This is a genomic window from Streptomyces lincolnensis (genome assembly GCF_001685355.1).
Classification (GTDB): Bacteria; Actinomycetota; Actinomycetes; order Streptomycetales; family Streptomycetaceae; genus Streptomyces; species Streptomyces lincolnensis.
The window spans coordinates 6,615,627-6,636,333 of sequence record NZ_CP016438.1; the positions used below are offsets into that span (position 1 = coordinate 6,615,627).

At 72.7% G+C, this 20,707-nt stretch carries 11 protein-coding genes; 8 read left to right on the plus strand and 3 right to left on the minus strand.

From position 1 onward, the window contains the following. Positions 1 to 62: 62 nt before the first annotated feature. The 5 genes from SLINC_RS29590 to moeZ all read left to right on the plus strand — a co-directional run bounded on the left by SLINC_RS29590 (position 63) and on the right by moeZ (position 6,468). Positions 63 to 1,712, plus strand: coding sequence for a DUF3492 domain-containing protein (locus tag SLINC_RS29590; protein ID WP_067439171.1), 1,650 nt, complete (start codon positions 63 to 65; stop codon positions 1,710 to 1,712). Beyond that, positions 1,712 to 3,001, plus strand: coding sequence for a hypothetical protein (locus tag SLINC_RS29595; RefSeq protein WP_067439174.1), 1,290 nt, complete (start codon positions 1,712 to 1,714; stop codon positions 2,999 to 3,001). Before SLINC_RS29590 ends, SLINC_RS29595 begins: the two co-directional genes overlap by 1 nt. A 504-nt stretch (positions 3,002 to 3,505) precedes the next feature. Further along, positions 3,506 to 4,486, plus strand: a complete 981-nt coding sequence (locus tag SLINC_RS29600; RefSeq protein WP_067439177.1) for an NAD-dependent epimerase/dehydratase family protein — start codon at positions 3,506 to 3,508, stop codon at positions 4,484 to 4,486. Then, a complete protein-coding gene (locus SLINC_RS29605) occupies positions 4,474 to 5,226 on the plus strand; it encodes a spherulation-specific family 4 protein (RefSeq protein WP_067439180.1) in 753 nt (250 codons plus the stop codon). The genes SLINC_RS29600 and SLINC_RS29605 overlap by 13 nt, the downstream gene beginning before the upstream one ends. 63 nt (positions 5,227 to 5,289) lie before the next feature. Continuing rightward, the gene (moeZ, locus tag SLINC_RS29610; RefSeq protein ID WP_067439183.1) at positions 5,290 to 6,468 is read left to right on the plus strand and encodes an adenylyltransferase/sulfurtransferase MoeZ; all 1,179 of its coding nucleotides are present in this window, start codon (positions 5,290 to 5,292) and stop codon (positions 6,466 to 6,468) included. Between the two features lie 83 nt (positions 6,469 to 6,551). Here the strand turns inward: moeZ and SLINC_RS29615 are convergent, their stop codons facing one another. From SLINC_RS29615 to SLINC_RS29625, 3 genes are all read right to left on the minus strand, one after another. After that, entirely contained in the window at positions 6,552 to 8,081 is a 1,530-nt protein-coding gene (locus SLINC_RS29615) for an alpha/beta hydrolase (protein WP_067439186.1), read from the minus strand. A 149-nt stretch (positions 8,082 to 8,230) separates the two neighbouring features. After that, positions 8,231 to 9,775 carry an alpha/beta hydrolase gene (locus SLINC_RS29620; protein WP_067439189.1) on the minus strand — a complete coding sequence of 515 codons (1,545 nt, stop codon included), beginning with the start codon at positions 9,773 to 9,775 and terminating at the stop codon, positions 8,231 to 8,233. A gap of 92 nt (positions 9,776 to 9,867) precedes the next feature. Next, positions 9,868 to 12,612 (minus strand): lysylphosphatidylglycerol synthase transmembrane domain-containing protein, encoded by a 2,745-nt coding sequence (locus tag SLINC_RS29625; protein WP_067439191.1) that lies wholly within the window; start codon positions 12,610 to 12,612, stop codon positions 9,868 to 9,870. 186 nt (positions 12,613 to 12,798) lie between these two features. Between SLINC_RS29625 and SLINC_RS29630 the strand changes: the two genes are divergently transcribed. The 3 genes from SLINC_RS29630 (at position 12,799) to SLINC_RS29640 (ending at position 20,705) form a co-directional block, all read left to right on the plus strand. Further along, complete coding sequence (locus SLINC_RS29630) at positions 12,799 to 13,209, plus strand: MGMT family protein (protein ID WP_067439194.1); 411 nt, start codon at positions 12,799 to 12,801, stop codon at positions 13,207 to 13,209. A gap of 266 nt (positions 13,210 to 13,475) precedes the next feature. Next, the gene (locus tag SLINC_RS29635; protein ID WP_079164792.1) at positions 13,476 to 16,961 is read left to right on the plus strand and encodes an ATP-dependent helicase; all 3,486 of its coding nucleotides are present in this window, start codon (positions 13,476 to 13,478) and stop codon (positions 16,959 to 16,961) included. 105 nt (positions 16,962 to 17,066) lie between these two features. After that, positions 17,067 to 20,705 carry an ATP-dependent helicase gene (locus SLINC_RS29640; RefSeq protein ID WP_067439200.1) on the plus strand — a complete coding sequence of 1,213 codons (3,639 nt, stop codon included), beginning with the start codon at positions 17,067 to 17,069 and terminating at the stop codon, positions 20,703 to 20,705. Positions 20,706 to 20,707 lie beyond the last annotated feature (2 nt).

The window sequence follows — 20,707 nt, forward strand, 5'->3', positions numbered from 1 at the left end:
TACGGGAGATCGGGGGTGCACTCGTGCGTATAGGTCTGCTTACGGAGGGTGGCTATCCGTATGTGAGCGGTGACGCCAGGCTCTGGGTCGACCGGCTCGTGCGCGGGCTCGATCAACACGAGTTCGACGTCTACGCGCTCAGCCGCAGCGAGCAGCAGGAGGACGAGGGCTGGGTCCCGCTGCCGCCGCAGGTCAACAGGGTGATCACCGCGCCGCTGTGGATGGCCGAGGACGACGGGGCCGTCCATGGCCGACGGGCGCGCAGACGGTTCGCCGAGAGCTACGGCGAGCTGGCGGCCACCCTGTGCACAGGGACCTCCGGGGAGCCGTCGGCCGCTGAGGCGGACCGTTTCGCCAACGCGCTGTACGGCCTCGCCGAACTCGCCCGCGACGAGGGCGGGCTGGTGGGGGCACTTCGCTCCGAGGGCGCCGTACGCGCCCTGGAACGCGCCTGTCGCGCGCCGGGCGCTCCCCGCACAGCGCGCGAGGCGCGCGTGCCCGATCTGCTTGCCGTCGCCGCGCACCTGGAACACGCCTTGCGCCCCCTCTCGCTCGACTGGTACGAGGACGACGGCCTCGGCGCGGTCGACCTGTGCCACGCGACCTCCGGCGGCCCGGCAGCCCTGCCCGGCCTGCTCGCGCACCACTTCGCCGGCGTACCCCTGCTGGTGACCGAGTACGGGGTGCGGCTGCGCACGCACTACCTGAACGCCGCGGAGTCCTCGCCCGCCGTCCGCGCCCTGCTCACCGCCTTCCACGGCAGGCTCGCCGCCGAGATCTACGGCCGGGCCACGATCGTCACGCCCGGCAACGCACACGCCCGCCGCTGGCAGGAGCGCTGCGGCGCCCACCGCGACAAGCTCCGCACGGTCTACCCCGGCATGGACGCCACCCGCTTCGCGGAGGTCGGTGAGTCGCCGGAGTGCGCCGACGCGGACACCCTCGTCTGGGTGGGCCGGGTGGAACCGGCCAAGGACCTGGTCTCGCTGCTGCACGCCTTCGCGGACATCCGCAAGGAGGAGCCCAAGACCCGCCTGCGGATCATCGGCGCGCCCTCCGGCCCCGAGGGTGAGGCCTACCTCGGCCACTGCCGGGCCCTGGCCGCCCAGCTCTTCCCCGACGAGGCCGACGGCCCGCACGCCGTTGGCGACAACCCCGTCTCCTTCGAGGAGATCGGCGGTCCGGAGCTGCCCACTCTCGCCGACGCGCACGCCGCGGGCGCCGTGACCGTCCTGTCCAGCGTGGTCGAGGGCTTCCCGCTCGGTCTCGTCGAGGCCATGCTCTGCGGCCGGGCCACCGTGTCCACCGACGTCGGCGCCGTCGTGGAGGTCATCGGCGGCACCGGACTCGTCGTCCCCCCGCGCAACCCACGGGCGCTCGCCGAAGCGTGCGTGGTGCTGCTGCGCGACCCCGAGCGCCGTGCACGCCTGGGCGCGGCCGCCCGTGCCCGCGCGCTCGAACTGTTCACCGTGGAACAGAACATCACGGCATTTCACAGCATTTACCTGGAGATCGTCTCGCGTACCCCCGTCCGCCGCGTCCTCCTCGACGACGCCGGCGAACCCCTGCCCTTCGCCGCCCCCGCCGAGGCCCACGTCCCCGGCCGCTGGACCGGCCCGACCGCCCGCGTCGTCGCCCGCGGTGGCCCCACCTGGGCCGCGGGCCCTCCGGTACGGGCGACCGCCCCGATCCCCGCGACGGAGGGAGCGTGATGAGCGGCCTCGGCGAACTGGACCGCCCCGGCCCCCCAACAGGCGCCGAGGCCTGGGACGAACGGTCGGAGGAGTGGCTCCCGGAGACGACGGACGAACAGGAGTCGGCCGCCCCGGACGTACCCCAGGCGCCCCCTGCACCTGAGGCCGAGCCGACCACTGGCCGTGCCTCGCCCCTCACCCCCCGCCGAACCGCGGCCGCCGACCCGGTCAAAGCCCTGATGCACCGGCACCGCGACCTCTGCGAACGGGCGGTAGACCCCCTGGAGATCGCGGCCGGCCTGGAGGCCCACGGCGTCACCGACCGCACCGCGGCCCGCTTCCGCCACCGGGACGTCTTCTCCCTCGCGGAGGAGATGTACGCCAGGGTCCCCCGCGACGGCGACACACCGACGCCCCCCGCCCCACCCGAGGCCCCCGGGCCCCGGACCGACTGGGCCCTTCCCGCCCTCCTCCCCGGCACGTTCTGCACGGCGACGCTGGTCGGCCTGCATTTCACCCACGGCAGGGCCCGCCTCGCGGTGGCCGCCGTAGGCATCCTCGCCGTGGCCCTCGCCCTGCGGGCGGCGCTCGCCCGCGGTCCGCTGGGCACGAGAAGAAGGCCCTCCACTCACCGCCCCGGCTCCAGCACCTGGACGTACTGGCTCCTCGCCTACGCCCTCCTCGGCGACGGCCTGCTCCGAACCGCCCTGGCCGGCGGCCCCGACGGCCTGCCCGACGGCACCCCCGACGGCCCCTGGCCCCTCGTCACCACCCCGGCCCTCGCCCTCACCTGGGCCTGCGTCCCCGCCGCCTGGAGCGCCCACCTCCTGGCCGTCCGCGCCCGCCGCACCCTGACGGGCAGTCGAGGCCTGGAGGACTTCGCCGCCTCCGTACGCCCCCTCCTGCTCGGCACGTTCACCCTGTTCCTCGCCGCCCTCGCCGCCCTCCTCGCGGTATCCGGCCCGGCCCTGGACGAGCCGCCTCCCTACGCCCCGACCCTCACCCTCGGCGCCCTCCTCCTCCTGGCCCGCCTCCTCACCGTCCACGGCTTCACCCACGCCCCGGTGGTCATCCTCAGAGCCACCGCGACAGCCCAGGCCACCGCCCTGGCAACCGTCTTCGCCGCCCGCCTCCCCGGCTGCGACACCCTGGCCGCCCCCGTCCGCACCCTCACCACCCTCGGCGGCCCCACCACCATCCAGACCCTCACCTGCGGCACAGGCGCCCTGATCCTCCTCATCCACGCAACCCGAACCCTCACCCGAGCGTCGGCCCACGGGGGCGCTCCGCTGGGGGGTGCGGTGTGAGGTCGTTGCGTGTCTGCGGCTGGGTGGGGGTTGGTCGTGCAGTTCCCCGCGCCCCTAGGGGGACTGGGGTTGCCGTGGGGTGGATGTGCGGGTTTCGCCTTCTGGGGTGCCTTGTTCGGTCGTATGGCGGCTGCGGGTCCGTCGTGGCTGGTCGCGCAGTTCCCCGCGCCCCTGAAAGAAGGCGGGTCGCGGTCGCCGTTGGACATGAGACACCGGCTTCCGTGGGCGCTGTCGCCGCCCACGGCGGTAAGGGGACGGGGCGGGGGGTGTCCGCCCGCAGCGTCCGGCGTCCAACACGCAGCACCTCCAGGCCCGACAGCACCGCCGGACCGAGGACGGAGACCCCCCGCCCCGGCCCCGACCCACCCACGCATCCGTAGGCGCTACATCCGCCCCCACCGAACCCGCACAGCGCGCCGCAGGCATCCGGCATCCGCCCCCCTCCGATCCGAAGGAGACCACGCACATGAACACCTCCCGCCCCAAACCCCCGGGAGCCCCCCGATGAGAGTCCTGCTGATCGGAGCCAACGGCTACATCGGCCGCTACGTCGCCGACCGCCTGCTGGCCGACCCCGCCGTCCAGCTCACCGCCCTGGGCCGAGGCGACGACGCCGACGTCCGCTTCGACCTGGCGTCCGGCAGCCCCGGCGCCCTCACCCGCTTCCTGGACGCGGTCCACCCCGGCGTGGTCGTCAACTGCGCCGGCGCCACCCGGGGCGGCGCCCGCGACCTCACCCGCCACAACACCGTCGCCGTCGCCACCGTCTGCGAGGCCCTCCGCCGCAGCGGCTGCGGCGCCCGGCTCGTCCAGATCGGCTGCGGCGCGGAGTACGGCCCCAGCCAGCCCGGCTCCTCCACGGCCGAGGACGCCGTCCCCCGCCCCGGCGGCCCGTACGGCGTCAGCAAACTCGCCGCCACCGAACTCGTCCTCGGCTCCGGCCTGGACGCGGTGGTCCTCCGCGTGTTCTCCCCGGCAGGCCCCGGCACCCCCGCCGGCTCCCCGCTCGGCCGCCTCGCCGAGGCCATGCGCCGCGCCATGCAGTCCGGCGACGGCGAGCTCAAGCTCGGCGGGCTCGGCGTCCAACGCGACTTCGTGGACGTACGCGACGTCGCCCGTGCCGTGCACGCCGCGTCTCTCTCCGCCGCGCAGGGCGTGATCAACATCGGCTCGGGCCGCGCGATCCGGCTCCGCGACGCCGCCGGAACCCTCGCGCGGGTCGCCGGATACGGCGGCGCCCTCCACGAACTGGACGGCCCGCCAGGCCCGCCAGGCCTGACCGGCCCGCACCTCAGGCCGACGATCGGCCACCCCCGCACCGAGTCGGACCACACGGCCCCGGTCGCGTACCCGTACCCGGACGGCTGCGGCAGCTGGCAGCAGGCCGACGTGCGCACCGCACGCGACCGGCTCGGCTGGCGCCCCCGGATCAACCTCGAGGAGTCTCTCGCCGACATCTGGATGGAGGCGGCGTGCCGCATCTGACCAGCGCGACAACGATCACACCCCGCACCGAACTCCGCCCGGGCTTCGGCGTCCCGGGCCTCGCCCACCCCCTCGTGGCCCCGGCGGAGTGGGGCGAACTCACCCGCCCCGGCACCCCTTTGCACTGGGTCGTCCTCCGCGTCGGGGACGACGGCCCCGGCAGCCGCCCCGACCCGCACTGCCTGGAGGCGGCCGGACGCCTGCGCAACGCGGGCGTCCGGATCCTCGGCCACCTCGACACGACGTACGGTGCCCGCGCCTTCGGGGAGGTGGTCTCCGACGCGCACCGCTACATCGACTGGTACCGGGCCGACGGCTTCCTCCTGGACCGCTGCCCGTCCGACCGCGCCGCGCTCCCCGAGATCCGCCGCACGGTCACCACGCTCCGCGCGCTCCGGGACGACGCCCACATCGTCCTCGGCCACGGCATCCACCCGTATCCCGGCTATGCCGAGACCGCCGACCAGTTGGTCACGTTCTCCGGTCCGTGGAGCGACTACCGCTGGTCCCAGGTCGCCGAGTGGACCGCCGACTACCCGCCCGACCGCTTCTGCCACCTGGTCCACGGGGTACCGGGCCCCCACTTGGAGGAAGCTCTCCGCATCGCCCGCTGGCAGGGCGCCGCCACCATCTACTTCACCGACCGCACGGACCGCTCCGGCCGCGGCGGCCCGTGGGAGACCATGCCCGGCTACTGGGACGACATCGTCTCGCGGATCGGAACAGGTGTCTCGGAATGAAAAAGGGCATGGCACTGTTACGGGGAGAACAACCGTAATGATTGACCGACCAACGGAGTCCCCGTGTCGCTGCCACCCCTGGTCGAGCCCGCTGCCGAGCTCACCGTAGACGAGGTCCGCAGGTACTCCCGCCACCTGATCATCCCCGACGTCGGGATGGACGGGCAGAAGCGGCTGAAGAACGCCAAGGTGCTCTGTGTGGGCGCCGGCGGCCTGGGCTCGCCGGCGCTGATGTACCTGGCCGCGGCGGGCGTGGGCACGCTGGGCATCGTGGAGTTCGACGAGGTCGACGAGTCGAACCTGCAACGCCAGATCATCCACAGCCAGGCCGACATCGGCCGCTCGAAGGCCGAGTCCGCGCGCGACTCCGTCCTCGGCATCAACCCGTACGTGAACGTGGTCCTTCACGAGGAGCGGCTCGAGGCCGACAACGTGATGGACATCTTCAGCCAGTACGACCTGATCGTCGACGGCACGGACAACTTCGCCACCCGCTACCTGGTCAACGACGCCTGCGTGCTGCTGAACAAGCCGTACGTGTGGGGCTCGATCTACCGTTTCGACGGCCAGGCCTCCGTCTTCTGGTCCGAGCACGGCCCCTGCTACCGCTGCCTCTACCCGGAGCCCCCGCCCCCCGGCATGGTCCCCTCCTGCGCGGAGGGCGGCGTCCTGGGCGTGCTGTGCGCCTCCATCGGCTCCATCCAGGTCAACGAGGCCATCAAGCTGCTCGCCGGCATCGGTGAGCCGCTGCTCGGCCGTCTGATGATCTACGACGCCCTGGAGATGCAGTACCGCCAGGTCAAGGTCCGCAAGGACCCGAACTGCGCGGTCTGCGGCGAGAACCCGACCGTCACCGAGCTCATCGACTACGAGGCCTTCTGCGGCGTCGTCTCCGAGGAGGCCCAGGAGGCCGCCGCCGGTTCGACGATCACTCCCAAGCAGCTCAAGGAGTGGATCGACGACGGCGAGAACATCGAGATCATCGACGTCCGCGAGATCAACGAGTACGAGATCGTCAGCATCCCGGGCGCCAAGCTGATCCCGAAGAACGAGTTCCTCATGGGCACCGCCCTGGAGAGCCTCCCGCAGGACAAGAAGATCGTCTTGCACTGCAAGACGGGTGTCCGCAGTGCGGAAGTCCTCGCGGTCCTGAAGTCCGCGGGCTTCGCCGACGCCGTGCACGTCGGCGGCGGTGTGATCGGCTGGGTCAACCAGATCGAGCCGAGCAAGCCGGTGTACTGAGCGGGCTTCCTCGCCCTGTGGGTGAGGGGATTCGTGTCGGCGGGGGTGGTGGGCGCTGCGTGGGCCCACCACCCCCGCCGTCGTCATGAGCAGACCTTGCCGGCCTCGGGCACCTTCCCGTCCAGCAGATACGCGTTCACCGTCGCGTCGATGCAGTCGCTCCCCCTGCCGTACGCCCCATGCCCCTCGCCCTTCCAGGTGAGCACCACACCGACCCCCTCGCCCAGTTCGTCCGCCATCCTGCGCGTGCCCTCGTACGGCGTCGCCGGGTCGCCGGTGTTGCCCACGACGAGGATCGGTGCCGCACCGGGCGCGCTCACCTGCGGGGTGTCGTACTGTCCGGCCACCGGCCAGTCGTGGCACGAGCCGGTGGTGTCCCAGCCCAGGGCGGTCCCGAACACGGGCGAGATCCTCTCGAACTCCGGCAGCAGCTTCCTCGTCTCCTCCACCGTCGGCCGCTGCCTGTCGTCCAGGCACGATATGGCCCGTTGGGAATGGGAGGCCGTGCCGTAGTGGCCCGACGGGTCGCGCTCGTTGTACTCGTCGGCGAGGACCAGGAGCTCCGAACCGTCGCCCCGCTCGGCGGCCTCCAGAGCGCTGGTGAGGGCCGGCCAGCCGTCCTCGCTGTACAGCGGCAGGATGATGCCGATGAAGGCGAGCGCCTGGGTCAGCTTCCGTCCCGACGCCGTCGGCAGAGGCTCGGCGTCGATCCGCTCCAGCAGCGCGGCGATCCTCCGTGAGCCCTGCTCGGGATCCTCTCCGGTGGATTCGAGGTAGGAGTTCAGTGCGCGCTGGAATCCCCGGGCCTGGTTCTCCCGGTGCCCCACCACGTCGGCGCTCGGGTCGACGACCGCGTCGAGGACCAGCCTGCCGACGTTGCGGGGGAACAGGTGGGCGTAGACGCCGCCGAGTTCGGTGCCGTACGAGATGCCGAAGTAGTGGGTCCGGCGGTCGCCGAGCACATGCCGGAGCAGGTCCATGTCGCGGGCGGTGTCGGTGGTCGAGACGTGGCCCAGCAGGGTGCCGGTGTTCTGTGCGCAGCCCTTGCCGAAGGTGCTGGAGTCCTGGAGGTAGGCCCGCTCCTCGGCCGGGGTGTCGGGAGTGATGTCCACCGACTCGGAGGCCTGGATCTCCTCGTCGTCGCGGCAGCGGACGCGCTTGCTCAGGCCCACCCCGCGCGGGTCCCAGCTGACCAGGTCGTACCGCTCGCGGAGCGAGGAGACGACAGCGGCGTACGCGGGCATGGTGGAGACCCCCGAGCTGCCGGGGCCGCCGAAGTTGAACAGCAGCGAGCCGATGCGGTTCTCGCCCCGGGCCCTGGCCCGGATCAGGGCTAGGCCGATCGTCTCACCGTCGGGCTTCGCCCAGTCCAGCGGCACCCTCAGCGTCGCGCACTGCCAGTCCCTGCCCGGCGCGGTGGAGTCCGCGGTGGCCTGGCAGCGGCCCCAGTCGGGTTTCTGCGAGGTCAGGGAGGAAGGCGGCGCGAGGACGGCGGCTGAGGACCTCTGCGGCGAACCGCCCGCCTTGTCGTCCCCCGACGAGCCGCCGCTGCACCCGGCCACGAGCACCACGGCCGCGGCCCACCAGGCCGTACACCATCCGAATCGCGTCATCGCACGCCCCCCTCGCAGGCCGTCCGCCGTGTGCCGCGGATGGCAGTCAGGCCATGGTAGGCAGATCGCCCGTCGGCCGCGGAGGCCTGTGGATAACTCTCTGACCTGCGCATACGTCGAAGGGGGGCGAGGGGTGTCGAGGTTGTGGGTCAGGAGCACACGGTCCCGGCCGCCGGAACCCTCCCGTCCAGCAGATAGCCGTCCACCGCGGCCCGCACGCACGGGTTCTTGCTGTCGTACGCCCCGTGCCCCTGTCCCTTGTACGTCAGCTCGACGCCGACCCCCTTGCCCAGCGCGGTGACCATCTTCCGCGCGCCCTCGTACGGCGTCGCCGGGTCGCCGGTGTTGCCCACGACGAGGATGGGCGCGGATCCGGGCGCGCTCACGTCCGGACGGGCGGCGGCACCCGGCACGGCCCAGTCGGCACAGCTGAGCGTGGACCAGGCGAGATAGTCGCCGAACAGGGCGGAGGCCGCCCGGAACTCGGGCAGCTTCCGCTGCACCTGGTCGACTGTGTAACGCGGCTTTTCGTCGGCGCAGTTGATGGCGACGTTGGCTGCGCTGATGTTGCTGTACTCGCCGTTCTGGTTCCGCCCGTTCATCGCGTCGGACAGGAACATCAGCATCTGGCCGTTGCCGTCGTAGGCCTGTTCGAGGCCCTCGGTGAGGAACTCCCAGTAGTCCTTGGAGTACAGGGCCTGCGCGATGCCACCGGTCGCCGCCGTCTGGGTCAGTTGGCGCGAGCCGATGCCGGGGATGGGCTTGCCGTCCAGGTCCTTGAGGAGTTCGGCGATGCGGTTCCCGACGTCCTGCACGCTGTCGCCGATCGGGCAGTCCTCCGTCTTCGAGGTGCAGTCCCGGGCGAAGTTGTCGAGGGCCAGCTGAAAGCCCTTGGCCTGGCTGAGCGAGCCCTGTTCGGAGTCCTGCGTGGGGTCGACGACCGCGTCGAAGACCGCCCGGCCGACGCGTTTCGGGAACAAGTGCGCGTAGACGCCGCCGAGTTCGGTGCCGTAGGAGATGCCGAAATAGTGCAGCTTGTCGTCGCCGAGAACCTGACGCATCAGGTCCATGTCGCGGGCCGCGTCGGCGGTGTGCACATGCGGCAGCACCTTCTCGGAGTTGTCCTCGCAGGCCGCGTTGAACTCCTTGGTGTTGTCGAGCAGCTCGGTGCGCTCGATCGCGTCGTCGGGCGTCGCGTCCTGCTGGAAGTACGCGTCGAGCTGCCCGTCGTTCAGGCACTCCACCCCGGCGCTGCGGCCGACCCCGCGTGGGTCGAAGCTCACCAGGTCGTAGCGCGTGCGCAGTTTCGCGTAGTCCGCGCCGAAAGCGGGCAGCGTGGTGACGCCCGAGCCGCCGGGGCCACCGAAGTTGAAGACCAGTGAACCGATACGCCGGCTCTCGTCACCGCTCGACTTCGCCCGGATCAGCGCCAGGTCGATCGTGTCGCCCTTGGGCCTGTCCCAGTCGAGCGGCGCCTTCATGGTGGCGCACTGCCATTCGTCTCCGCCGGGCAGAGGTGACGGGGCGTCACCGCCGCCCTCCGCCGGGGAGGGGGCCGGGCAGTCCTTCCAGCTCAGCTTCTGAGCCGTCAGATCCTGGTCCTCGGAATCGTCGCCGCAGCCCGCCAGGAGGGTGGACAGCAGGACGACGGAGGCGGTCAGGGCAGCGGCACGCACGCGGGGAGGATTCGGCATGCTTCCATCCTGCGGGCGGCCACGGGCGAATGCTCGGGACACGGGCCGTACGAGGTACGCGTGCGTGCCCGTGTCCACAGCGCTCCCTTTGTCTACAGCGCTCCCTTGCGGGACAGGTGGTTGAAGGCCAGCCAGCCCGGCAGCACCGGAATCCACAGCGTCAGCAGCCGGAACAGCAGGACCGCCGGAGCGGCGACCTCCTTCTCCAGTCCCACGGCGATCAGACCGACCGTCAGGGTCGCCTCCACGGCGCCGACACCGCCGGGGGTCGGGGCCGCCGATCCCAGCGCGTTGCCGGCGAGGAAGACGACGGCGACGCTGGCGATGCTGATCGACGATCCCTCGGTACCGAAGGCGCGGATCGACGCGTCCAGGCACATCACGAAGCAGGCGGTCAGCGCGAGCATGCCGCCGATGCCGGTGACCAGCTTCTGCGGCCGCTGGAGCACGTCGAGCATGCGCGGCACGACACCCGCGAACAGCGACCTCACGCGCGTGACGACGAATTTCCTGAGGAACGGCACCGAGGTCACCACGAGCACGAGCACCGCCACCGTCAGCAGACCCGCGATGACGGTCCGGGACGGCGAGAGCGACGGCGTCTTCTCGGTGCCCGTCAGATAGCCGAAGGACAACAGCATCAGGATGTGGCAGCCGAGCCCGAACAGCTGCGACGCGCCGACACTCGCCACCGCGAGCCCCGGCCGCACCCCGGCGCGCTGAAGGAAGCGCGTGTTCAGGGCGACACCGCCCACGGCCGCGGGAGCGACGATCTTCACGAACGAACCGGCGACCTGCGCCGCCACGGTCCGCACGAACGGCACCCGCTCCGGCACGAAGCCCAGCAGGGCCATCGCCGCCGCCATGTAGCTCAGCGCGGAGAACGCGACCGCCGCGGCGACCCAGCCCCACTCGGCGTTCTCGATGAGCGGACCGAACTCGATGTGGGTGAGCTGCGTCAGCAGGAAGTACGCGCCGATCGCGCCGGCGATGAAACTGATCAGCGTCCGCGGCCGCACCCGCTCCAGCCGGGCCGGCTCGACCGGTGCCTGCGGCCGGATCAGCAGCACCTGGTGGCGGATCTGGGTGAGCAGATCCTCCTCACGGGCCTCCTCCACCGCCTCGTCGATGGCCCGCTTCTCGGCCCGCTGCTCCGCCTTCACGGCCTTCTTGTCGGGCTTTTCGAGTACGGGCCTGGTGTCCTCGGAGATCTCCTCCAGCCGGGCCTGCTTGGCCTGCCGGGACGCCTCCAGGATCGCGTCGCGCTCGCGCTGGGCGCGCTCCCTGGCCAGCGTGCGCAGCGTCGCGCGCGTGGAGCGGCTCAGCGCGATGGGCTGGAGCATCGGCAGACAGTCGGCCACAGCGTCGGGTCCGAGCACGCTCAGCGCCGCGTCCACCGCGCGTTCGGCGCCCACTCTGAGGCCGAGCGTCACCAGCAACTGGGAGATGTCCATCCGCAGCAGCAGATCGCCCGCCGCGATCTCGCCGACGCGCAGGTCGGTGAGGATCACGATGCCGGAACGATCCACCAAGATCGCGTCGCCCACCAGTCTGCGGTGCGCGATACGCCGGGACTGCAAGGCCCGTACCTGGTGCCAGGTGTCCCGCAGCAGGTCGTCGGTGATCTCCTCGTCCGAGAGCGAGTCGAGGGTGCGGCCGCCGGTGTGCTCGTAGACGAGCATCACCGCGTCGGGACCCAGCTCGGAGGTGGCGATCAGCTTGGGCGCGTTGGCGCCGGCCGCGATCGCCGCGTACGCCAGCAGCGCCTCCTGCTCCAGCGCCTGCCGCAGCGAGGGCAGGCTGGAGCGGGTGGCGAAGCCGCGCAGCGTCAGGTTGCGCCAGGCGCGGTAGAAGAAGCCCTGGGCCTGCTGTTCCCGGTCCACGACCGTGATGTCCAGAGGTGGACCGTCCTCCAGGGTGACGAAGTAGCGCCGGCCGCGATCGCCGGTCTCCGCCGTCTCGGGCACCTCCTCGCGGGCCGCGCTCATGGGGCGGAACCCGACCGTCCGCAGGCCCGCCATCAGGGTCCGGCCGGTGGGGCGGACGTTGGGCGAGCCGACCGCGTACAGCGTGCCGTAGGCGACGGTCCAGCCGATCAGCACCGTCAGGATGATCGAGAACGGCGTGGTGTAGCCGGTGACGAGCATCGAGAACGCGTCGAGCATCAGCACGATCCACAGCACCGCCCGCCAGCGCGGCCTGCGCGACATGCCGACGGCCGTCATATAGGCGATGACGGGGGCCAGATAGCCGTGCACGGGATCGGTGAGCGCCTGGATGTCACCGGGGGAGGGCTGGGTCAGGGCCTCCTGGATCGAGCCGGGGGCGGCCTTGGCGACCCACAGGTCGGTCGCGAGCGTCACCCCGTGCGCGAGGACCGCCGCGAGCACACCGTCGGCGATGCGCAGCCCGTCCCGCTTGATGAGCCGCTCGATGGCGAACGCGACGGGCACGAGCAGGATCGCGATGCTGGAGGCCAGTCCCGCGATCTTGATCAGCAGGTCGGGTGCCTGTCCGGTGCCCTTGTTGATGTCCTGTTCGAGACCCGAGGTGGTGCCGTGCGCGAACGCGGCGATGCCGATGAGCAGGACGACGGCCAGCACACCGACCACCAGCCGCATCAGGTCCGACGGGCGGTGCACGCGCGCGGGGAGCAGGGGTTCGTCGCCCTCCACCTCGTCGGCGTAGACCTCGTCCGGTTCCTCGACGGCCGGCCCGAGCCTGCCCGCGGGCGGCTTCCTGGCGGCGTCCGGTGCGCCCGCCTCGGCGGTGTCCGGGCGCGACGAAGCATCAGAGGTGCTCTCCGCATCCTCCGGGTGTACACCCTGTTGCTTCATCGTCTCTTCTTGATCTCGTATCACCGGTCACCGCCCGCACGATGGTGGCATGCCCCACCGACACGCGGAGGTATCAGGGTGCACATGCGGGGGCGCACAGTCTGCCGGAAGCGCCGTTCGGGGGCGAGGGATACGCCCGGTGACGAGCGCGTCACGTTGTCGGTCGGGTGGGGCAGGATGGGGCGGATGAGCGAGGAGAGCCTTCCGGACGACAGCCTTCCCGACGACAGCCCCGACCGGCCCGTCGAGCCCGCGGACGCGCTGCCGGAGTACGCCGAGCGGGTCCTCGACGTCGCCGAGGGGATCCCGCCAGGGCGGGTCATGACCTACGGCGACGTCGCCGAGTGGCTGGAGGACGGCGGCCCCCGTCAGGTCGGCCGCGTCATGGCGCTCTACGGAGGCGCCGTTCCGTGGTGGCGCGTCGTCCGCGCGGACGGTGCCCTGCTGCCGGGCCACGAACTGGAGGCGCTCGGCCACTACCGCGCCGAGGGGACGCCCCTGAAGCAGGCGAGCAGGGCCGCCGAGGGCCATCTGCCGCGCCTCGACATGAGACGGGCGCGCTGGGACGGCGGCGAAGGCGCGGAAGGTCACACCTGACAGCTTCCGCCATCGGACCTGCCCAGGGGCACCCTGACGTCCGTACGGGGGACACGGGGCAAACCGGGCACGTCCGTGGCATGCCGTACGTTCGTGGGGCGAGGGGCGTCCGTGGCGCGGGTGCCGTGAGGGAAGAAGGGGAAGCCCTGCTTCCGCACCACTCGTCGGCGTAGCGTCGGCTGCGCGCGTCCCCCTCATCCCCCGGCCACCGCCCTCCACGCGCGGCGGTCCCTCCAACAGCACACCCACCAGGACCGGCGAACCACGTGAGCTCCTCTTCCTCCACCAGGCGCCTGTCGCACTCCCAGGTGCGACAGGGGAACCGTGGCGCTTACCGACTGGTGCGTACCCCGCCGGCCCGTCCGGACCCCCCTCGTCTGGACGCCGCACAGCGCTCCGTGGTTGACCACCGCACCGGCCCCCTGCTCGTTCTCGCAGGTCCGGGCACCGGGAAGACCACCACACTCGTCGAGTCGGTGGCGGCGCGAATCGCCCGGGGCGGTGACCCCGCGCGCGTGCTCGTGCTGACGTTCAGCCGCAAGGCGGCCGTCGAACTGCGCGACCGCATGGCGTTGCGCACCGGAGGAGCGCGCGCGCCCCAGGCGACCACCTTCCACTCGTTCTGCTACGCCCTGGTCCGCGCCCATCAGGACAGCGACCTGTTCGTGGAGCCGCTGCGGCTGCTGTCCGGCCCCGAACAGGACGTCGCCGTACGCGAGCTGCTCGCGGGCCAGCCCGACCTGGAGCGGCTCGGCCTCGCGCACGTGCGCTGGCCGGACGAACTGCGCGCCTGTCTGACCACCCGCGGCTTCGCCGACGAGGTCCGCGCGGTCCTCGCCCGCAGCCGCGAACTGGGCCTCGGCCCCGACGCCCTGGATGCCTTCGCCCGCCGCATCGGCCGTCCCGACTGGCGTGCCGCGGCCGCCTTCCTCGCCGAGTATCTGGACGTCCTCGACCTTCAGGGCGTGCTCGACTACGCCGAGCTGGTCCACCGCGCGGTCCTGCTCGCCCACCGCCCCGAGGTCGCCGCACGGCTCGCCGAGCAGTACGACGTCGTCTTCGTCGACGAGTACCAGGACACCGACCCGGCGCAGGTACGACTGCTGCACGCCCTCGCCGGCGGCGGTCGCACCCTGGTCGCCTTCGGCGACCCCGACCAGTCGATCTACGCCTTCCGCGGTGCCGACGTGAACGGCATCCTGGAGTTCCCGCGGGACTTCCCGCGCGCGGACGGCCGCCCCGCCCCCGTCGAGGTGCTGCGCACCTCCCGCCGCTCCGGCGCCGCGCTGCTCACCGCGACGCGGCTGCTGACCCAGCGCATGCCGCTGACCCGTCTCCCCGCCGACAAGGTGCGCGCCCACCGGGAGCTGGCCCCTGTACGGGACGGTGGCCGCGTCGAGGTCTACACGTACCCGACCCCCGGCACCGAGCTGGACAACATCGCCGACATCCTGCGCCGGGCGCACCTGGAGGACGGCGTCCCCTGGGGCGATATGGCCGTCCTGGTCCGCGCCGGGTCCCGCACCATCCCGACGGTCCGCCGCGCGCTCACCGCGGCCGGCGTCCCCCTGGACATCGACGGCGACGACCTGCCGCTGCGCCACGAACCGGCCGTGGCGCCCCTGCTGACGGCCCTACGGGCGGTGGCGACGGCGGAGACGGCAGACACGACGGGGGCGGAGGAGGCCTCGGCGGAGGATGCGTCGGCGGAGGAGGCCGTCGAACGGGACGCCGAAGCCGTACGCGTCGAGGAAGGTGCCGTAGCAAGTGCCGTAGAAGGCACAACGGAGGACGTAGGCGCAGAGGACGTAGGCGCCGAGGGGCCCCCTCCCGACACGGACGAGCCACGATCCGACACCTCCTGGCTCGACACCGAAACCGCCCTGAGCCTGCTCGTCTCCCCCCTCGCCGGCATGGACGCCGCCGACCTGCGCCGCCTCGGCCGGGCTCTGCGGGACGAGGAGCGGGCCGCCGGGAACCCCCTGCCGCCGCCCTCGGACGAACTGCTCGCGCGGGCGCTGGCCGAACCGGAGCGGCTGGCCGTGCACGACCCCGCCTACGCGCGGGGCGCCCAGCGGCTCGGCGCGCTGCTCAGGAAGGCCCGCGAGCGCCTCGCCGGCGGCGGTACGGCCGAGGAGGCGCTGTGGGACCTGTGGGAGGGCACGCCGTGGCCCGCGCGCCTGGAGCGGGCGGCCCGGCGCGGTGGTGCGGCCGGGCGCAACGCGGATCGCGATCTCGACGCCGTGTGCGCGCTGTTCGCGACCGCCGCGCGCGCGGAGGAGCGCACCGGGGGCCGGGGCGCCCTCAACTTCCTGGGGGAGATCGACGCCGAGGACATCGCCGCCGACACCCTCACCCGGCGTGCCGTGCGCCCCGATGCCGTCCGCCTGATGACCGCACACCGCTCCAAGGGGCTCCAGTGGCGCCTGGTGGTCGTCGCGGGCGTCCAGGAGGGCCTGTGGCCGGATCTGCGCCGCCGGGGCTCCCTCCTGGAGGCCGACCGCATCGGCCGGGACGGACTCGCCGAACCGCTCACCCCGGGCGCGCTGCTCGCCGAGGAGCGCCGCCTGTTCTACGTGGCCGCCACGCGCGCGCGTGAGCGACTCGTCGTCACGGCGGTGAAGGCCCCGGCCGACGACGGCGATCAGCCCTCCCGCTTCCTGACCGAACTCGGCGTCGAACCCAGGGACGTCACCGGCCGCCCCCGTCGCCCGCTGTCCGTGGCAGCCCTCGTCGCCGAACTTCGCGCCACCACGGTCGACCCGCGCGTCTCGCAGACGCTTCGGGAGGCAGCGGCCCGCCGGCTGGCCCGCCTCGCCGCGCTCGCCGACGAGGACGGCCGCCCCCTGGTGCCCTCCGCCCACCCCTACCGCTGGTGGGGCATGTTCGAGCCGACCGAGTCGAAGGTGCCACTGCGCAACCGCGACCAGCCCGTCGTGCTCTCCGGCAGCGCCCTGGACCAGCTGGCCAACACCTGCGCCCTCCAGTGGTTCCTGGGCCGCGAGGTGAAGGCCGACGCCCCCGCGACGGCCGCCCAGGGCTTCGGGAACGTCGTGCACGTCCTCGCCGACGAGGTCGCCTCCGGACACTCCCCGGCCGACCTCGCCGTCCTGATGGAACGCCTCGACTCCGTGTGGAACGCGCTCGCCTTCGACGCGCCGTGGAAGTCGGACCAGGAGAAGGCCAACGCGCGCGTGGCACTCGAACGCTTCCTGAAGTGGCACGTCATGGACCGCACCGGACGCACCCCGGTCGCCAGCGAGCACGACTTCGACGTCACCCTCGAAGCGGGCGACGTCGAGGTGCGCATCCGCGGCCAGATGGACCGCGTGGAGACCGACGGCGAGGGCCGCGCCTACGTCGTCGACTTCAAGACGGGCAAACAGTCCGTGAGTTCCGCCGAGGTGGAGCACCACCCGCAGCTCGCCGTCTACCAGCTCGCCGTCCGCGAGGGCGCCGTCGACGAGGCCTTCGACGGCGTGCGCCCGGAGCCCGGCGGCGCCGAACTCGTCCAGCTGCGCCAGGGCGCCGCCAAGCGGGACGGCGGCGAGACCCTGCCCAAGGTGCAGGCGCAGGATCCCCTGAAGGGCGGGGCGGGGGAGGCGGGGGAGTGGGTCGGCGACCTGCTGGCCACGGCCGCAGGCAAGGTCCTGGACGAACGGTTCACACCGAGCGCGGGCCAGCACTGCACGCACTGCGCGTTCCGGGCCTCGTGCAGCGCTCAGCCCGAGGGGCGGCACGTGGTGGAGTGAGCGCACCGGTGTGATCAGTTGCACCACGCGTGCTGACCTGCGCTTCCTGCGGCCCGCGGGCCGATTCGTCCTCGACTGTCAGTGCCCGCCGCTAGCCTCTCCGTCATGCCCGCCCGTATCACCGATCCCGATCAGCTCAAGGAGCTCCTCGGTATCCCGTTCACCCCGGAGCAGACGGCCTGCATCACCGCGCCGCCCGCACCGCAGGTGATCGTGGCCGGAGCGGGGTCGGGCAAGACGACGGTGATGGCGGCCCGCGTGGTCTGGCTGGTCGGCACCGGCCAGGTCGCCCCCGAACAGGTGCTCGGGCTGACGTTCACCAACAAGGCCGCCGGCGAACTCGCCGAGCGGGTGCGCAAGGCGCTGATCAAGGCGGGCGTCACCGACCCCGATGTCATCGACCCGGACAATCCCCCGGGCGAACCGGTGATCTCGACCTACCACGCCTTCGCGGGCCGCCTGCTGGCCGACCACGGCCTGCGCATCGGCCTGGAGCCGACCTCCCGGCTGCTCGCCGACGCCACCCGTTTCCAGCTCGCCGCCCGGGTGCTGCGCGAGGCACCGGGGCCCTACCCGGCCCTCACCCGCTCCTTCGCCGACCTGGTCAGCGACCTCCTCGCGCTGGACGCCGAACTCGCCGAACACCTGGTCCGGCCCGGGACCCTCCAGTCGTACGACGTCGAGCTGCTGCGCACCCTGGAGGGCGTCAGGCTCACCAACGACGCCCTGCGCAAGGTCCCCGAGGCGGCCGCCGCCCGCCGTGAACTCGCGGGCCTGGTGGTCCGCTACCGCGCCGCCAAGCGCGAACGCGATCTGCTCGACTTCGGCGACCAGATCGCCCTGTCCGCCCAGCTCGCGCAGATCCCCGAGGTGGGCCGCGTCCTGCGGGAGGAGTTCCGCGTGGTGCTCCTCGACGAGTACCAGGACACGTCCGTGGCCCAACGCATCCTCCTGGCGGGCCTGTTCGGGGGCGGCACCGGACATCCGGTCACCGCCGTCGGCGACCCCTGCCAGGCCATCTACGGCTGGCGGGGCGCCTCGGTCGCCAACCTCGACGACTTCCCGGAGCACTTCGCCCACGCCGACGGGCGCTCCGCCACCCGCCAGTCGCTCAGCGAGAACCGCCGCAGCGGCGGCCGCCTCCTGGACCTCGCCAACGGCCTCGCCGAGCCCCTGCGCGCCCTGCACGCGGGCGTGGAGGCCCTGCGCCCCGCGCCCGGCGCCGAACGCGACGGACTGGTGCGCTGCGCCCTGCTGCGCACCCACGCCGAGGAGATCGACTGGATCGCCGACTCCGTCGCGCACCTCGTGGGGACCGGGAAGGCGCCCGGTGAGATCGCCGTCCTGTGCCGTACCGCCACCGACTTCGCCGGGATCCAGGGCGCGCTCGTCGCCCGGGACGTGCCCGTCGAGGTCGTCGGTCTCTCCGGTCTGCTGCACCTGCCCGAGATCGCCGACCTGGTCGCCGTCTGCGAGGTCCTCCAGGACCCCGGAGCCAACGCCTCCCTGGTCCGCCTGCTGACCGGACCGCGCTGGCGCATCGGCCCGCGCGACCTCGCCCTCCTGGGACGCCGCGCCCGGTTCCTGGTGTCCCACGCGCGCGTGGACGGCGACGACCCCGACCGCCGCCTCGCCGAGGCCGTCGAGGGGGTCGACCCCTCCGAGGTGATATCGCTCGCGGACGCCCTCGACACGTTCCTGGAGACACCCTTCTACGGCACGGACGCGGAAGGGGACGACGACGGGCTGCCCTTCTCCCCGGACGCGCGCGTGCGGTTCGCCCGCCTGGCCGCCGAACTGCGCGACCTGCGCCGCTCGCTGGCCGACCCCCTGATGGACGTCCTGCACCGCGTCCTGACCGTCACCGGCCTGGAGGTCGAGCTCTCGGCGTCCCCGCACGCCCTGGCCGCCCGCCGTCGCGAGACCCTGTCGAACTTCCTCGACGTCGCCGCCTCGTTCGCGGCCGGCGACGGCGAGGCCACCCTGCTGGCCTTCCTGGGCTTCCTGCGCACCGCCGCCCAGTACGAGAAGGGCCTCGACAACGCCCTCCCGGGCGGCGAGAACACCGTCAAGGTGCTCACCGCGCACAAGTCCAAGGGTCTGGAATGGGACGTGGTGGCCGTCCCCGGCCTGGTCACCGGCACGTTCCCCAGCACGCAGGGCCGCGAGAAGTGGACCGCCCAGGGCAAGGTGCTCCCGCACGACCTGCGCGGCGACGCCGAGACCCTGCCCGACGTCACCTCCTGGGACTCCCGCGGCCTGAAGGCCTTCCAGGAGGCCATGAAGGACCACCAGCACACCGAGGAACTCCGCCTCGGCTACGTCACCTTCACCCGCCCCCGCTCACTCCTCCTCGGCTCCGGCCACTGGTGGGGCCCCACCCAGAAGAAGCCGCGCGGTCCGTCCGACTTCCTGCGGGAGCTGTACGACCACTGCGCGGCGGGCTACGGCGAGATCGAGGCCTGGGCCGACGAACCGGCCGAGGGCGAGGAGAACCCCGTCCTGCACCAGGAGTCCGCCGACCAGGTGTGGCCCCTGCCGCTGGACGACACCGCCCTGGCCCGGCGCCGGGCGGCCGCCGAGACGGTCCTCGCCCACCTGGAGGACCTCGCCGCCTCCCACACCGACACCCACCCGGCGGCCACCCACAGTCCGGACACCTACGACGACCCGGACTGGCCGACACCTCCCGACGAGGAGGAGCCGCCGTACGGAGAACCGCCTTACGGGGAGCCGCCCCACGAGGACGAGGCGTTCCCGGAGGCCTTCGAAGACGCGGCGGACGCGGCAGACTCCGCAGATCACGCGGGCCCCGACGACCCCGAGTTCTCCGAGGATCCCGGGCACGACGACTGGGACACCTGGACGACGGCCCGCCCGGCCGTCCCGCACCAGGCCACAGCCCCGGACACGAACGGCCACGCGGGTGCGCCCGAGGGTCCGCGCGCCCACCCCACGGAGCCCGACACCCGACCCGCACCACCCCGCGCTCGGGAGGACCGGCCCACCCGCCTCACCCCGGAGGAGGCCCGCACCCTCGCCTCCTGGGACCGCGACCTCGACGCCCTCACCGGCGAGCTCCTGCGCGCCCGCGAAGGCGTCACCGACGTCCTCCTGCCCTCGTCGCTGACCGCGTCCCAGCTGATGAGCCTGGCCGCCGATCCCGACGGCTTCGCCCAGGAGCTGGCCCGCCCGATGCCCCGCCCGCCGCAGCCCGCCGCCCGTCGCGGCACCCGCTTCCACGCCTGGGTCGAGTCCCGCTTCGAGGAACTCACCCTGCCCATGCTGGAGCCGGAGGAACTGCCCGGAAGCGAGGCCGAGATCGCCGACGAACGCGACCTGGAAGCCCTCAAGGACGCCTTCGAACGCACCGAGTACGCCCGGCGCACGCCCTACCGCGTCGAGGCGCCCTTCCAGCTGGAGATCGCGGGACGGGTGATCCGGGGACGTATCGACGCCGTCTACAAGGAGGGCGACGGCGCGGAGACGACGTACGAGATCGTCGACTGGAAGACCAACCGCACCCGCACCGCCGACCCGCTCCAGCTCGCCGTCTACCGGCTCGCCTGGGCCGAGCAGCGGGGCGTGCCCCCGCAGTCGGTCACGGCCACCTTCCTGTACGTGCGCAGCGGCGAGGTCGTCCGGCCCGACGACCTGCCGGACCGTGCGGCCCTGGAGCGGCTCCTGCTGGCGGAGCCGGGGGGTGAGGAACCGCACGACGAGGATGTCGGTGCGGGCCGATAGGC